Genomic DNA, 14,929 nt, shown 5'->3' with positions numbered 1-14,929 from the left:
TTCACGTGAGCAGCTCCTGATGGTCGACAAGCGGGTTCAGCCAGTTCTCAGGGGGTCCTAGAGGCTCGTGGCCGTCGTTGGCGTGCCGGTCGGCGAGCGCGATGAGGTAGCGGATCACGGTCAGCCTGGACTGCGCCGCCGACAGGCCGAGCGGCGCGAGCGCCCGCACCGCCTGGGCGAGGCAGGCCTTGGCGGCCTGGTCGGGCGGCATGCGGCGGAGCGCCCGCTGGAAGAGGTGGTGGGCGGCGTCGAAACCGAGGGGGACACCGACCTCGTAGCGCTCCCAGTCCCACACGTGCAGCCGGCCGTCGCCGGTCGGCGCGATGTTCCACGGGGACAGGTCGCCGTGCCAGGCGGGCCCAACGTGCCCGCCGGTGGCGGCGATCTCCTTGACGGCCGAGGTGAGGAGCGCGGGCGCGACCCTGCCCCTGCGCACGGGCAGGGCGGACACCGCGAGGACGGCCAGCCCGTTCCACATCCCGTGGTGCAGCACGGTCGGCGGCACCACGGTCTTCAACGGCAGGTCGGCCAGCCGCTTGAGCGTCGCGGCCTCGTTGGTGATGAGGTCGCGGGCGTGAGGCGTGTCGCCGATCTTGACGAACGCGACGCGCTCGCCGTCCGCGTGGAGCTCCAGGATCGGCTTGCGGTTGGCGCGGCGCGCGGGCCGTACGTGGAGAGTGGCTCGAACGCGCGTGCCGAACACCTCGCCCAGGTGGGACTCGATCGAGCCCTCCACGGGCAGCATGACCCTCGGCCCGAGCGCGGCGTGCCACCAGCGGCGCGGCCGCAGGCGGCGGGGGAGCACGGCATGCGGCAGCAGGCTGTAGGGCTGCGGCGCGCCGGGGCCCGGATAGAGCAGGCGGACGGTCTGGCCGAGATAGCGCAGCCTGATGCGGGCATCACGCATGAGCGTTCCTCCACAGGAGGGCGAAGGAGATGAGGTAGAGGCTGAGTGGGGTGACCAGGCCGTCGTAGACGAACATGTAGAGCAGCACGAGGATCATCACGAGCACCCCCGCCAGGCCGATCGGGCTGCGATCGGGCCAGTGGCGGCGGATGGCGCCGAGGAAGAACGCGACATAGAGCGCCGCGCCGACGAACCCCTGCGTGATGATGAGGTGCCACAGCTGGCCGTCGCTGCCCAGCGGTGGGTGCCCGCACTCGGCGCACCAGTCGGTCTTGCCGGTGGTGATCGTGCGGTGGTTGCCCATGGCGTTACGGGTGTTTCCGTAGCCGATGAACGGCGAGCCGCCCGCCGCCCTGACGGTCGCCGAGACGGTGAAGGCCCTGATGTCGTTGCTGTGCGGGTTGTCGATCCGCTGGGTGACCAGGTCGGCCAGCGGGCTGGCGGCGAACACCGCGGCGCCGGCCAGCGCCGCCGCGCAGATGGCGAGGCGGGTCCGCCCGCCCACCCGCACGACCAGGTACAGCGCCGCCAGGCCGAGGCCGATCCACAGGCCGCGGTTGAGCGAGTAGACGACAGGGACGGCGGCGGCGGCGATGAGCAGCACCGCCACGGCCTTCCTGCGCGGCCCGCCGTACACCCACCAGCCGACCACGAACCAGATGAGCAGCACCGACAGGTTGCTGCCCCAGGCGTTGGCCCACTCGAAAGGCGCCTCGGGACGCGGTGAGGCGTGGCCGAGCACCTTCTGCATCTGGGCGGCGGTGGGGTGGATCAGGTTCTGGACGAAGGAGTTGCCGCTGATCCAGCCGGGCAGGACGCGTTCGAGCGGCGAGGTGAAGGCGAAGGACGGGAAGAACACGCCGAGGAGGCCGCCCGCCACGGTGGTGACGAACAGCGCGCCGAGCATCCGCACCAGACGCAGCTGCGGCAGCTCGCGCTCGGTGAGGTTGCCGAGGTAGAGCACCGTGACCATGAGCGAGGCGTAGAGCGCGAGGCGCATGACGTAGCCGACGATCCGGCCCGCGCCGAACTCGCCGTAGGTGTCGGGCGGCATCTCGGTCAGCATCAGCGCGCTGACCAGGTAGCCGGCGAGCAGGAGCAGCCACAGGCCGAGGCCGCGCGGCACCCTGATCGGCCGCCTGCGCCACAGGACGGCCGCCATGGGGACGGCGAGGACGATCACCGCGAGGCCGCCGAAGCCGAGGGCCCACCACACGGGATAGCCGACCAGCAGGGCCGCGATCGGCCATGCCGCCCGGCTGCGCGAGGCGTCGGGCACCGTCACGTGTCGGACACCTGCGGGATCGGAGAGGTCTCGGCCGCCTCGGTCCTCCTGCCCCCGTTCACGTGCTCGTGAGCCGCCCTCCCGAGGGGGCTGTCGGGCCTTCCCGGGGAGGGGGCGGCCGTCCTTCTCGACGAGAGGACGTCGCCGGTGACCGGGCTCACCCCGTTGACCTGCCTGCCCAATGCCTCCCCCGACCGCCCAAGCCCGGAACCCGCGGAACCCGCGCCCGCAGCCCCCATCGAACCCGTGGAACCCGTGGAACCCGTGGAATCCGCGGTCCTTCCGAAATCCGCAGAACCCGTGACCGTGGACCCCCCAGGGCCCGTGGACCCCGCGGGGACCGGACAAGCCTGGACAGGATCCGCCGGTACGGGATCCGCGGGGGCGGGATCGGCGGAAACCGGGGCCCCGGCCGCCCCGAAAGCCGCGGGCACCGTCCCCCCGAGGACATCCCCCGCGCTCCCTCCCTGAGACCGCGTCCGCGCGCGGGCGGGGGAGGAGGTGACTCCGAGGGCGGCGGACCCGGCCCGCGCGGGCGCGGTGGACGTGTGGTCCGCGGCTACCGTGACGGCCCCGATGATCTGCACCCCATGCCGCTCCAGCCGCCGTACGGCCAGCGCCACGTCCCCCGCCCTCGCCGCCGGCACCCCGATGACCAGCAACGCCCCTTCCGCCCTGGCCAGATCCCCGACGTCGGACCCGTCGAGCACCTGGACCGACGTGCGGCCCGCCAGCGGCTCGACCGCCGCGGTGCCCATCGAGGAGGGCACCGCGCGCACCAGCAGGTGGGAGCCGGGACAGCCGGCCACGACCGACGAGGCCAGGTCGTGCATCGTCGCGGGATCGGCGGGCCCCGACAGGTCCGCGAGCACCGGCAGCCCCGTCAGCCGCTCCACGTCGTCGGAGCCGCGCAGCCGCGTGTCGAGCCGGTCGCGCCCGTAGGCGGCCGCCGCGCCGGTGAGCAGCCCGAGCATCAGCCCGCTGCCCAGGTAGAGCGGCAGGCTGGGCGCGCTGGGCGCGGTCGGCTCGGCCGCCTGGCTGATGACGTAGCCGGGGGTCACCGCGACCGTCTTCAGCGCGTCGTACTTCATGGTCAGGCTGTAGACCTGCCTGCTCAGCACGTTCTGGCGCTGGGCGGCGATGGTGTGCTCGGCCGTGCCCCTGCGCAGCTCGGACAGCTCCTCGACCACCTTGCCCAGGCTGGTGTTGACCTGTTTCAGCTTGGCGAGCAGGGCCTTCAGCTGGGTGGCGAGCGCGGCCTGCGCGGTCTCGGTGCGGTGGGCGAGGTAGGCCTCGGCATAGGCGCGCGACTGGGCTGCCGCCTTCGCGGGCGTGGCCTCCGTGACGGCGATGGACAGCACGGAGGAGTTGGGCGGGACCGTCACCTCGGGCGGCGAGGGGGTGACCTTGAGCAGCGTGGCGGCCTTGGCGGCGACCACCGCCGACTGGGCGACCTGGGCCTCGGTGTCGAGGTTGAGCGCCTCGCGCTGCCGGCCCGTCACCTGGTTGGGCTGCTCCTGCACGCCGGTGGCGGCCACGAGGACCTGCGTCGTGGCGGTGTAGGAGGGCGGGGTGAGGCGCAGCAGCGTGACGCCGCCGAGCACGCCGGTGAGCAGGCAGACCAGGAAGACGGCCTTGCGCCTGCGGAGCAGGGAGACGTGCTCGGCCAGGTCCACGCCAGAGCGGTGCGGGTGAAGGTCCGGCGACATAAAGAGCGATCTCCCTGTAGCCGCGGCGCGACTCTGAGTTACTGGGTCTGGTCACTATAGGGGCGACGGACATTTCCCGGCTGAATAACGAAGATTTTCGCCGCTCACCCGGATCAAATTTCGCGAATTAATGAGAAATGTCGCTGTTGTGACCTGAGAAGTTCACGACATCGCAGGTCGCAGGCGTGGCAGGGTAGTTCCGCATCACGGCGGGGGCTGAAAGGACTTATCGAGGGGAGTGGAGGCGACTTGCGTCTCAGAAAAGCGACGGCCCTGATTCTGCTCGCCGCGTTGCCGGCCTGTTCCCAGGCCTCAGGCACCGCCAAGCGGACAGTGGCGGACACGCACACCGAAGCGAGGGTCAACGGCCTGCTCGGCATCACCGAGTCACCTGCCTGCGCGGTGACGGCCAAGCTCATCCCGTCCTGCGGGGCCTGGTGGGGCATCGCGCCGGAGATCTTCACCGGGCTCCGGCCCGACCGGGCGCTGGCGCGGGCGGAGCAGCGGATGGGCCGCACCGCCGACATCCTGCACGTCTACCACAGGACCAAGGAGCTGTTCCCCAACGAGAGGGAGATCGCGCTGGCCCGCGATCCGTCCCACCCGAGGCTGCTGCTGATCAACTGGAAGCCGTCGTTCGACGTCACGTGGGCCGAGATCGCCGAGGGGGCGCTCGACCGGCGCATCGACCGGCTGGCCGACCACATCAGGCAGACCTTCCCCGAGCAGTTCTTCCTCACCGTGCACCACGAGCCCGAGGACGACGTCAGGGCGAACCCGGGCTCCGGCATGACGGCCGCCGACTACGCCGCGATGTTCCGCCACGTCGTGCAGCGGCTGCGGGAGAAGGGGGTGAAGAACGCGGTCACGGTCATGACCTACATGGGCGCGCCCAACTGGGCCTCGCAGCCGTGGTTCGAGCAGCTCTACCCCGGCGACGACGTGGTCGACTGGGTGGCGATGGACCCCTACGCCGACGCCAGGGTCCGCGACTTCGACGGGCTGGTCAACAAGACCCGCAGCGACCACCCCCGCTGGCCGGGCTTCTACCGCTGGATGCAGTGGCGCTTCCCCGGCAAGCCCATCATGGTCGCCGAGTGGGGGGTGTTCGGCGACGAGCGCAAGGGGGCCTTCTACGAGTCGGTGCGCAGGCAGGTCAAGCGCTACCCGCAGATCAAGGCCCTGGTCTACTTCGACTCGCCACGCGCGCCGAGGGGCGACACCAGATTCGACACCGATCCGGCGGCCGGGCGGGCCTTCACGGCACTCGCAACGGATCCGCACTTCTCCGCGACCCGCGTGCCGCGACCATGAGCCCCGCGCCGCCGAGGAACACCGCGACGCCCACGATCCAGAGGGTCGCGGTGTTCCCGACGCCGAGGAGCTTGAGTGCCGAGGCCAGCAGCACCACGGCCAGAAGGGCCCTGATGGCGCCGTTCGGCGCCCACGCCGAGACCCGCGCGCCGAGATAGACGCCGGGGATCGAGCCGAGCAGCAGCGAGGCGGTGAGGTCGAGCTGGAAGTCGCCGAAGAACAGGTGGCCGAGCGCCGCCGCGGCGACCAGGGGCACCGCCTGCACCAGGTCGGTGCCCACGAGCTGGTTGGCCTTGAGCGCGGGGTAGAGCGCGAGCAGCGCCACGATGATCAGGGACCCCGACCCGACGGAGGAGACGCCGACCACGAGGCCGCCAACTGTACCGACCAGTACAGTCGGAATTGGGCGCACGACAATGTCGCGGGCGCTCGACGAGCCACCCCTGTCGCCGAGCCACGCCTTCAGCACCAGGCCGGCGACGGCGAGCAGCAGTGCGACGCCGAGGGCCGTCTTCACCGCCTGCTGGACGGCGGCGCCCTCGCCGAAGGCGCGCACCAGGAAGACGCCGCTGAAGGCGGCCGGCACCGAGCCCACGCACAGCCAGCCGACCAGACGCAGGTTGACGGTGCCCCTGCGCAGGTGGACGACCCCGCCGACCGGCTTCATGATCGCCGAAGCCACCAGGTCGCTGGAGACGGCCGCCAGCGGGGGCACGTTGAAGAAGAGCATCATCATCGGCGTCATCAGCGCGCCGCCGCCCATGCCGGTCAGACCGACGATGATCGCGACCAGAAAGGATCCGACCACCAGGGGGAAGTCGATCAACGTACCCACCCTCCGCTTCGCAAGGTGTCGAGGACGCGGGAGACGGCGGCCTCGATCGAGATGTGCGTGGTGTCGATGACCAGGTCGGCGTCGTCGGGCTCCTCGTAGGGGTCCGAGACGCCGGTGAACTCGGGGATCTCGCCGGCGCGGGCCTTGGCGTACAGGCCCTTGCGGTCGCGCCGCTCGCACTCCTCCAGCGGCGTGGAGACGTGCACCAGCAGGAAGTCGGCGCCCACCGCCTCGACCGACTCCCTGACCTCGGCGCGGGTGGCCGCGTAGGGCGCGATGGGGGCGCAGATCGCCAGGCCGCCGTGTCTGGCCGCCTCGGTGGCGACGAAGCCGATGCGGCGGATGTTGAGGTCGCGGTCATCCTTGGAGAAGGTCAGGCCCTTGGACAGCAGGTGGCGCACCACGTCGCCGTCGAGGTAGGTGACGGTGCGGCTGCCGAGCTCGAGCAGCGCGTCGCGCAGGCCCCTGGCGATCGTGGACTTGCCCGATCCCGACAGGCCGGTGAAGAAGACCACGAGGCCGCGGCGGTGCGGCGGGCCGGGCAGCGTGACGGGTTCGGGGCCGGCCAGGTGCTCGGTGGCGCCGTAGGCGGTGGCGACGTGCTCGCGCAGCTCCAGATCGATCTCCTGGTCCTCGCGGGGCGCGAGGGGGACCGAGACCACGAGTGTGTCCTCGGGCAGCTTCTCGCGGGCCTTCAGCGCGGCCCTGACGAGCGCGGGGCCGCCCTCGCCGTACGCCAGGGGGAGCAGCAGGACGGTCGCCTCGAGCTCCTCTGCGACGGCGATGATCTCCTGCGCGCTGAGGTCGTCGAGCGGTCCGCGCATGGTGACGGCGAGCGCCGGGCGACCGGCGAGTTCCTTGCGCACCTCCTCGGGGGAGCGGCGCAGCCTCGCGAAGGGGCCGTGCTCGACCGCGCCGAGCGCCTCGAGCGGCCCTGCGACCAGCCCGTCGTGGCCACTCTCGGCCACCGTGAGGACGGCGAGCGCCGCGCCTTCGGGATCGAGCAGCGTGACCCGGTCTCCCGCCTGCGCTCCAGGCACTCGCAGCGTGACGGGCGCGGGCCACGGGGTGCCGTCGGCGAGCGCGCCGTGCGACTCGACCTCGTGCAGGTCGTCGTGTCCAAGGAAGCCGGTCAGCGGGTGGAAGGCCCCGGACAGCAGCAACTCGAGGTCGGCGAGCTCGCGCGGGTCGGGAGTCCACTGGAGGTTCGCCGTCATCGCTCCACATTTCCGATCGACTTAGTTGGATATACCCTACCCCGTCAGATCAACCGGGCGAAATGATTCTGGGGCTTCCTGATGACCATCGTCACCTCGTCGTAGGAAGACGTGAACCTGCCGCGCGACAGCCTGTCGACCAGTCGCACGACCGCCGAGCCGGCGCGGCCCCTCGCAGGACCGCTGGTGGCGGCGAGGTCATCGGTGATCATCAGGCCGCGCATGAAGCAGAAGGCGCGCAGGCCCTCACGCGAGGAGACCGGCTCGTAGACGGCCGGCAGCGGACCCGTGACGTCGCCCTGCACGAGGCGCCGCCACAGCAGGCGGCGCAGCCACGACGGGGTGAGGCGGTCGCACAGGCCGTAGGCGGTGGACCTGTCGCGCATGCGCACCAGCAGCAGGCCGCCAGGGCGCAGGCCGTTGAGTATGCGGTCGAGGACGAGCTCGGCGTGCTGGATGCGCTCGATGAGGAAGGTCAGGTGGACGACGTCGAACGAGCGCGGCGGGATCGGCACCGAGCGCAGGTCGCCGAGTGTCCACGAGTCGAGGTAGGTGCGGTCGGGCAGGTGCGCCCTGACCGCGGGCAGATCCTCGTCGACACCCGTGGCCTTGGCGTCGATCCGGTCGAGGAAGGGCGGTGGGTCGTGAGCGCACCCTGCGACGAGCAGGTCGAGCCTGCGCCCCAGTTGCTCGGTCCACTGCTCGCGAATTCGCTGCTCGAAAAGGTCGCCTCTGAGAGCGACCGACCGCACGTCAGCCATGTCACCCAGAGTAATCACATCAACCCGGCTCGTTAGGTATTTCCTGCGGAGCGGCCGGCCCGCGAGGACACCCGGCGTGCGCCTCCAGCGGTGGAAGTAGTCTGGACGGGCAGACCCCCGCGACCTCACTCGGCCGGGGGTAGTCGTGTTGCCGCCGTGGGGCTGAGGGCGTATCTGATGAGTCTTTCCGGACTGCTTGACCTTGTTGCCGCCGACCCGAAGCTGACCGCCGTCCTGAAGCAGGGCGGCGACGTCTCGTTGGTCGCGCCCGCCGCGCTGCGCCCGTTCGGCGTCGCGGCGCTGGCCGAGCGCGAGCGCCGCACGGTACTGGCCGTCACCGCCACCGGTCGTGAGGCGGAGGACCTGGCCTCGGCGCTCACCAGCCTCGTCGACCCCGCCACCGTGGCGGTCTTTCCGGCGTGGGAGACGCTGCCGCACGAGCGGCTGTCGCCGCGCAGCGACACCGTGGGACAGCGGCTGGCCGTCCTGCGCAGGCTGGCGCACCCGGTCGCGGACGACCCCACGGCCGGACCGCTGTCGGTGATCGTCGCGCCGATCCGCGCGCTGCTGCAGCCGATCGTCAAGGGCCTCGGCGACCTCGAACCGATCAGGCTGCGCGCGGGGGACGACGCCGACCTGGACGACGTGGTCGCCCAGCTGATCCAGAACGGCTACGCCAGGGTCGACATGGTGGAGAAGCGCGGCGAGGTGGCCGTGCGCGGCGGCCTGCTCGACGTCTTCCCCCCGACCGAGGAGCACCCACTGCGCCTCGAGTTCTGGGGCGACACGGTCGAGGAGATCCGCTGGTTCAAGGTGGCCGACCAGCGCTCGCTCGAGGTGGCAGGCGACGGCCTGTTCGCCCCTCCCTGCCGCGAGCTGCTGCTCACCGCCGACGTGCGGGAGAAGGCGGCCGAGCTGGCGCGCGAGCATCCCTCGCTGGCGGAGGTGCTCGACCAGCTGGCCGAGGGCATGCCGGTCGAGGGCATGGAGGCGTTCGCCCCGGTGCTGGCCGGTGAGATGGACCTGCTGATCGACCACCTGCCGAGGAACGCCACGGTGTTCGTGTGCGATCCCGAGCGCATCAGGGGCAGGTCGGAGGAGCTGGTCAGGACGAGCCAGGAGTTCCTCGAGGCGTCGTGGATCAACGCGGCGGCGGGCGGCGAGGCCCCGATCGACCTCGACGCGGCCGCCTTCCGCACGCTGGAGGAGGTCCGCGAGCAGGCCGACTCGCTCGGCCTGCCGTGGTGGACCATGGCGCCCTTCGGCGAGGGCGTCGAGCTCGATGCGCAGGACAGCGAGGCCTACCGGGGCGACACGCAGAAGGCCCTGGCCGACATCAAGGGCTGGCTGGGCGAGGACAAGTCCGTCGTGCTGCTCAGCGAGGGCATGGGCCCGGCCGAGCGGATGGTCGAGCTGCTCAAGGGCGTGGACGTGCCCGCTCGGCTGTCGAAGTACCTGGACAGGGCGCCCGAGCCCAAGGTCGTGCACGTCACCACCGGGCTGATCGAGCACGGCTTCGTCACGCCCGAGCTCGCCGTCCTCACGCATCTCGACCTGGTGGGGCAGAAGGCCAGCACCAAGGACATGCGCCGCCTGCCGAGCAGGCGGCGCAACATGGTCGACCCGCTCCAGCTCAGGGTCGGCGACCACGTCGTGCACGAGCAGCACGGCGTGGGCCGCTACGTCGAGATGGTCCAGCGCACCGTGCAGGGCGCCACCCGCGAGTACCTCGTCATCGAGTACGCCAAGGGTGACCGCCTCTACGTGCCGACCGACCAGCTCGACGAGGTGACCCGCTACGTCGGGGGCGAGGCGCCCACTCTCAACAGGATGGGCGGCGCCGACTGGGCGAAGGCCAAGTCGAGGGCGAAGAAGGCGGTCAAGGAGATCGCGGGCGAGCTGATCCGCCTCTACAGCGCGCGGATGGCGAGTCCCGGGCACGCGTTCGCGCCCGACTCCCCGTGGCAGCGGGAGATGGAGGACGCCTTCCCCTACGCCGAGACCGGCGACCAGCTCGAGGCCATCGACGAGGTCAAGCGTGACATGGAGCGCGGCGTGCCGATGGACAGGCTCGTCTGCGGCGACGTCGGCTACGGCAAGACCGAGATCGCGGTGCGCGCGGCGTTCAAGGCCGTGCAGGACGGCAAGCAGGTCGCGGTGCTGGTGCCGACGACGCTGCTGGTGCAGCAGCACCTGTCGACCTTCAGCGAGCGCTTCTCCAGCTTCCCGGTCAACGTGCGGCCCGTCTCCCGCTTCCAGACCGACGGCGAGGTCAAGGCGACGCTGGAAGGGCTGAGGGCGGGCGAGATCGACCTGGTGATCGGCACGCACCGGCTGCTCAGCCCCGAGGTCAGGTTCAAGGACCTCGGCCTGATCATCATCGACGAGGAGCAGCGGTTCGGCGTCGAGCACAAGGAGGCCATGAAGCACCTGCGCACCCAGGTCGACGTGCTGGCGATGTCGGCCACGCCGATCCCGCGCACGCTGGAGATGGGGCTGACCGGCATCCGCGAGATGTCCACGATCCTCACCCCGCCGGAGGAGCGGCACCCGATCCTGACCTTCGTCGGGCCGTACGACGAGAAGCAGCTGACGGCGGCGATCAGGCGCGAGCTGATGCGCGACGGGCAGATCTTCTTCGTCCACAACAGGGTCGCCTCGATCAACAGGGTCGCCTCGCGGCTCAAGGAGCTGGTGCCCGAGGCGCGCGTCGCGGTCGCGCACGGCCAGATGAACGAGCACCAGCTCGAGAAGATCATGGTCGGCTTCTGGGAGCGCGAGTACGACGTGCTCGTCTGCACCACGATCGTCGAGTCGGGCCTCGACGTGCCCAACGCCAACACGCTGATCGTGGACAGGGCCGACAACTACGGCCTGTCCCAGCTGCACCAGCTGCGCGGCAGGGTCGGGCGCGGCCGCGAACGCGGCTACGCCTACTTCCTCTACCCGCCGGAGAAGCCGCTCACCGAGACCGCGCACGAGCGCCTGGCCACCATCGCCCAGCACACCGAGATGGGCGCGGGCATGTACGTCGCGATGAAGGACCTGGAGATCCGCGGCGCGGGCAACGTGCTCGGCGCCGAGCAGTCGGGCTTCATCGCGGGCGTCGGCTTCGACCTGTACGTCAGGCTCATGTCGGAGGCCGTGCAGGAGCAGAAGGCCAAGCTGTCGGGCGAGCAGGTCCAGGAGGAGCACCCCGACGTCAAGGTCGAGCTGCCCATCAACGCGCACATCCCGCACGACTACGTCACCTCCGAGCGGCTGCGCCTCGAGGCGTACAAGCGGATCGCGGCCATCACCGCCGACGTCAACATCGACGAGGTGCGCGCGGAACTCACCGACAGGTACGGCAGGCCGCCCGTCGAGGTGGAGAACCTGCTGGAGGTCGCGCGCTTCCGGCTCAAGGCCCGCCAGGCGGGGCTGACCGACGTGACGCTCATGGGGCAGAACATCAAGTTCGGCCCCGTGGAGCTGAAGGAGTCGCAGCAGGTCAGGCTCGATCGTCTGTACAAGAAGGCGCTGTACAAGGCGGCGGCGCAGACGCTGTTGGTGCCTGTGCCGAAGACCAAGCCGCTCGGTGGGGTGCCGCTGCGCGACCTCGAACTGCTGAAATGGTGTTCGGACCTGGTCGAGGTCATGTTCCTGGAACCGGCGAGGGTAAAGTAAGCCGACGTTTCGTCGCGAAGGGATGCAAGGGTGAAGTCGATTCGAGTGGCCGTCGCCGTCGCCGCGCTTGGAGTTGCGGTGACCGCCTGTTCGTCGCCCGTCCAGGCCGGATCCGCGGCCGTCGTCGGTAACGAGCGCATCTCGGCCAGCGATCTGAGCACGAACGTCAAGCAGCTCGAGAGCGCGCTGGCCAAGGCCCAGATCCCGCAGTCGCAGCTGGGGCTGCCCGTCACGCAGTACGCGCTGCTGCAGATGGTCAACGTGGCGCAGTTCAGGCAGCTGGCCACCAAGGCGGGCACCAAGGTCACCGACGGTGAGATCGACCAGCTCATCGCCTCGCAGGGCGGTCTCGCCGCGCTCGAGAAGCAGACCCTGGCCCAGGGCGTGCCGCCGGCCTACACCCGCGAGTGGCTCGGCACCTCGATCGCCATCAACAAGATGATGCAGCAGTACGGCGGCGGCACCGACGAGGCCGCCAGGCAGCGCGGCCAGCAGAAGCTGATCGAGGAGGCCTCCGCGATCAAGGTGACCTACAGCCCGCGCTACGGGACCTTCGACCCGCAGAAGGGCTTCGTCGACGCGGGCCGCTTCGGCAAGCCGGCCTCTTCCACCCAGGGCTGAGATGCCGCTCGTCGTCGTCACCACCTCGCCGAGAGTCGCCCCTGGCGTGCTCAGCCACCAGGCGTGGCAGGCGCTGTCGTCCGGCAGGGTGCTGACCGGTTCGGCGGACCACCCGCAGCTGCCCTATCTGGCGGAGGCGGGCATCGAGGTCGAGGTGGTCACCCCCGACCACGCCGCCCTGGTACGGCAGGCCGTCGACGACACCGTGGTCTGGCTGGCCGGCGAGGACGAAGGCTTCATGCGCGCGGTCGGCCACGCCGCCCTCGCGCTCGACGACCCTCCGGTGATCGAGGTCGTCCCCGGCTCCTACGACCTGCCTGGCGCGCGCGTGCTCGACCTGGTCGCGGTGATGGACCGGCTCAGGACCGAGTGCCCGTGGGACCGCAAGCAGACCCACGCCTCGCTGGTGCCGTACCTGATCGAGGAGGCCTACGAGGTCCAGCACGCGGTCGAGCAGGGCTACGGGCTGCGTGAGGAGCTCGGCGACGTGCTGCTCCAGGTGGCCTTCCACGCCAGGGTGGCCGACGACTTCGACATCGACGACGTGGCCGACGTGATCGTCGGCAAGCTGATCCGCAGGCACCCGCACGTGTTCGGCGACGTGAGCGCCGAGACCGCCGACGAGGTCAACACCAACTGGGAGGCCATCAAGGCCCACGAGCGGGCCGGCAAGGAGCTGTTCGACGGCGTGCCGATGGGCCAGCCCGCGCTGTCGCTGGCCGCCCAGCTCATCCGCAGGGCCGAGAGCGCGGGCGCCCCCGAGGGCCTGGCGCACGCGGTCGGCCAGGGCGTGGCCAGGGAGCTGTTCGACCTGGTACGGCGGGCGCAGGAGGCCGGGCTCGACCCCGAGGCCGAGCTGCGCGGCGCCGCGATGGCCTACCGGGCGCGGGTGGAGGCCTGGGAGTCCCGCTAGTCCGCCAGCGAGGTGACGGCGGCCGACTGGCGCGTGCTGGCCGTCCAGGTGCGGACCGGGGGCGTGGACGTCGTCGACTTCGAGGACGGCAAGCCGACCTGCACGGTCTCCGAGGAGCTCGCCGACGTCAAGGTCGCGGGGGAGGTGCTGGTCGGCGCGGGGCCCGGGCTCGGCCTCTGGCGGCTGGACACCTGCGAGAGACTCGCGGCCCCGCTCGCGTCGGGCAAGGTCGCGGCCCTGGCCGTGGGCGAGGTCGACGGCGGGAAGGTCGTGGTGGCGGGCGTCGACGGCAAGGGGATGAGGATGTGGAGCCTCGATGGCGTACCAGCTGGTCGGGGTCGATAGGCTCGTATGGCAAACCGCCCTTCGACTCTAGGAGCGCCTGACGTGGCTTCCATCGAGGCCGTTTCCGCCCGCGAGATCCTCGACTCCCGGGGCAACCCGACTGTCGAGGTCGAGGTCCTCCTCGACGACAACAGCACAGGCCGCGCAGCGGTCCCCAGCGGCGCCTCCACCGGCGCGTTCGAGGCCGTGGAGCTCCGCGACGGCGACGAGCGCTACGGCGGCAAGGGCGTCGAGAAGGCCGTGCTGGGCGTCACCGACGAGATCGCCGACGAGATCCTCGGCATCGACGCCGACGAGCAGCGGATCATCGACCAGATCATGATCGACCTGGACGGCACGCCCAACAAGGGCAAGCTCGGCGCCAACGCGATCCTCGGCGTCTCGCTGGCCGTGGCCAAGGCCGCCGCCGACAGCGCCGACCTGCCGCTCTTCCGCTACCTGGGCGGCCCCAACGCGCACGTGCTGCCGGTGCCGATGATGAACATCCTCAACGGCGGCGCCCACGCCGACACCAACGTCGACATCCAGGAGTTCATGATCGCGCCGATCGGGGCGGAGACGTTCCGCGAGGCCGTGCGCATGGGCACCGAGGTCTACCACGCGCTGAAGGCGGTGCTGAAGGAGAAGGGCTACGCCACGGGCCTGGGCGACGAGGGCGGCTTCGCGCCCAACCTGCCCTCGAACCGCGACGCGCTCGACCTGATCCTCGTGGCCATCGAGAAGGCCGGCTACACGCCGGGCGAGGACGTCGCGCTCGCCCTCGACGTGGCCGCCTCCGAGTTCCACAAGGACGGCGTCTACACCATCGACGGCAAGGGCCTGTCGGCCGACGAGCTGATCGCCTTCTACGCCGACCTGGTCGCCTCCTACCCGCTGGTCTCCATCGAGGACCCGCTCGACGAGAGCGACTGGGAAGGCTGGAACAAGATCACCAAGGCGCTCGGCGACAAGGTCCAGCTCGTCGGCGACGACCTGTTCGTCACCAACCCCGAGCGCCTGCAGCGCGGCATCGACGAGGGCACCGCCAACGCCCTGCTGGTCAAGGTCAACCAGATCGGCACGCTGACCGAGACCCTCGACGCGGTCGACCTGGCCCACCGCAACGGCTACCGCTGCATGATGAGCCACCGCTCGGGCGAGACCGAGGACACCACGATCGCCGACCTGGCCGTGGCGACCAACTGCGGTCAGATCAAGACCGGCGCGCCCGCGAGGTCCGACCGGGTGGCCAAGTACAACCAGCTGCTCCGCATCGAGGAAATGCTCGACGACGCCGCGCGTTACGCGGGTCGCGGGGCTTTCCCCCGCTTCCGGCGCTAGTTTCTTGTACGGCCCCGCGTCAGGTCGAGGGGCCCT

General features: G+C 70.9%; 12 protein-coding genes. 6 read left to right on the top strand and 6 right to left on the bottom strand.

All coding sequences use genetic code 11. The features are described 5' to 3' along the window. Position 1: 1 nt before the first annotated feature. From H4W81_RS31040 to H4W81_RS31030, 3 genes are read right to left on the bottom strand one after another with little or no spacing between them, the layout of a single operon-like run. The gene (locus H4W81_RS31040) at positions 2–907 is read right to left on the bottom strand and encodes an RIO2 family protein (RefSeq protein ID WP_192778063.1); all 906 of its coding nucleotides are present in this window, start codon (positions 905–907) and stop codon (positions 2–4) included. Next, complete coding sequence (locus tag H4W81_RS31035) at positions 900–2,192, bottom strand: hypothetical protein (protein ID WP_318782059.1); 1,293 nt, start codon at positions 2,190–2,192, stop codon at positions 900–902. The genes H4W81_RS31040 and H4W81_RS31035 overlap by 8 nt, the downstream gene beginning before the upstream one ends. Further along, on the bottom strand, positions 2,189–3,901 hold the full coding sequence (locus H4W81_RS31030) for a Wzz/FepE/Etk N-terminal domain-containing protein (protein ID WP_192778062.1): 1,713 nt from the start codon (positions 3,899–3,901) through the stop codon (positions 2,189–2,191). Before H4W81_RS31030 ends, H4W81_RS31035 begins: the two co-directional genes overlap by 4 nt. Before the next feature lie 249 nt (positions 3,902–4,150). Here H4W81_RS31030 and H4W81_RS31025 point away from each other — a divergent pair, with 249 nt between their 5' ends. Continuing rightward, the gene (locus H4W81_RS31025; protein WP_225958871.1) at positions 4,151–5,215 is read left to right on the top strand and encodes a glycoside hydrolase family 26 protein; all 1,065 of its coding nucleotides are present in this window, start codon (positions 4,151–4,153) and stop codon (positions 5,213–5,215) included. Here H4W81_RS31025 and H4W81_RS31020 read toward each other — a convergent pair. Genes H4W81_RS31020 through H4W81_RS31010 form a run of 3 tightly spaced genes read right to left on the bottom strand, consistent with a single transcriptional unit; the run spans position 5,160 to position 8,028 of the window. Continuing rightward, the gene (locus tag H4W81_RS31020) at positions 5,160–6,041 is read right to left on the bottom strand and encodes a sulfite exporter TauE/SafE family protein (protein WP_192778061.1); all 882 of its coding nucleotides are present in this window, start codon (positions 6,039–6,041) and stop codon (positions 5,160–5,162) included. The two genes, H4W81_RS31025 and H4W81_RS31020, sit on opposite strands and share 56 nt — an antisense overlap. Then, positions 6,038–7,267 (bottom strand): adenylyl-sulfate kinase, encoded by a 1,230-nt coding sequence (gene cysC, locus H4W81_RS31015; RefSeq protein ID WP_192778060.1) that lies wholly within the window; start codon positions 7,265–7,267, stop codon positions 6,038–6,040. Before cysC ends, H4W81_RS31020 begins: the two co-directional genes overlap by 4 nt. A 44-nt stretch (positions 7,268–7,311) precedes the next feature. Beyond that, positions 7,312–8,028, bottom strand: coding sequence for a class I SAM-dependent methyltransferase (locus tag H4W81_RS31010; protein WP_192778059.1), 717 nt, complete (start codon positions 8,026–8,028; stop codon positions 7,312–7,314). 177 nt (positions 8,029–8,205) lie between these two features. On the opposite strand from H4W81_RS31010, the gene mfd reads away from it, so the two are divergent. Genes mfd through eno form a run of 5 tightly spaced genes read left to right on the top strand, consistent with a single transcriptional unit; the run spans position 8,206 to position 14,893 of the window. Next, entirely contained in the window at positions 8,206–11,694 is a 3,489-nt protein-coding gene (mfd, locus tag H4W81_RS31005; protein ID WP_192778058.1) for a transcription-repair coupling factor, read from the top strand. A gap of 30 nt (positions 11,695–11,724) precedes the next feature. After that, a complete protein-coding gene (locus H4W81_RS31000) occupies positions 11,725–12,315 on the top strand; it encodes a SurA N-terminal domain-containing protein (RefSeq protein ID WP_192778057.1) in 591 nt (196 codons plus the stop codon). 1 nt (position 12,316) lies between these two features. Continuing rightward, positions 12,317–13,228, top strand: a complete 912-nt coding sequence (locus tag H4W81_RS30995; protein WP_192778056.1) for a nucleoside triphosphate pyrophosphohydrolase — start codon at positions 12,317–12,319, stop codon at positions 13,226–13,228. A 12-nt stretch (positions 13,229–13,240) separates the two neighbouring features. After that, positions 13,241–13,573, top strand: a complete 333-nt coding sequence (locus H4W81_RS30990; protein WP_192778055.1) for a hypothetical protein — start codon at positions 13,241–13,243, stop codon at positions 13,571–13,573. Positions 13,574–13,615: 42 nt separating this feature from the next. Then, positions 13,616–14,893, top strand: a complete 1,278-nt coding sequence (gene eno / locus H4W81_RS30985; RefSeq protein WP_192778054.1) for a phosphopyruvate hydratase — start codon at positions 13,616–13,618, stop codon at positions 14,891–14,893. Positions 14,894–14,929 lie beyond the last annotated feature (36 nt).

This window comes from Nonomuraea africana, assembly GCF_014873535.1.
Lineage (GTDB): Bacteria > Actinomycetota > Actinomycetes > Streptosporangiales > Streptosporangiaceae > Nonomuraea > Nonomuraea africana.
The sequence above is the reverse complement of the archived record's forward strand: the minus strand, read 5'-3'. Positions and strand labels throughout refer to the sequence as shown.

Coding starts and splice junctions, on each gene's coding strand:
- H4W81_RS31040 (WP_192778063.1), bottom strand. CDS start 907: ATGCGTGATGCCCGCATCAGGCTGCGCTATCTCGGCCAGACCGTCCGC.
- H4W81_RS31030 (WP_192778062.1), bottom strand. CDS start 3,901: ATGTCGCCGGACCTTCACCCGCACCGCTCTGGCGTGGACCTGGCCGAG.
- cysC (WP_192778060.1), bottom strand. CDS start 7,267: ATGACGGCGAACCTCCAGTGGACTCCCGACCCGCGCGAGCTCGCCGAC.
- H4W81_RS31010 (WP_192778059.1), bottom strand. CDS start 8,028: ATGGCTGACGTGCGGTCGGTCGCTCTCAGAGGCGACCTTTTCGAGCAG.
- mfd (WP_192778058.1), top strand. CDS start 8,206: ATGAGTCTTTCCGGACTGCTTGACCTTGTTGCCGCCGACCCGAAGCTG.
- H4W81_RS30995 (WP_192778056.1), top strand. CDS start 12,317: ATGCCGCTCGTCGTCGTCACCACCTCGCCGAGAGTCGCCCCTGGCGTG.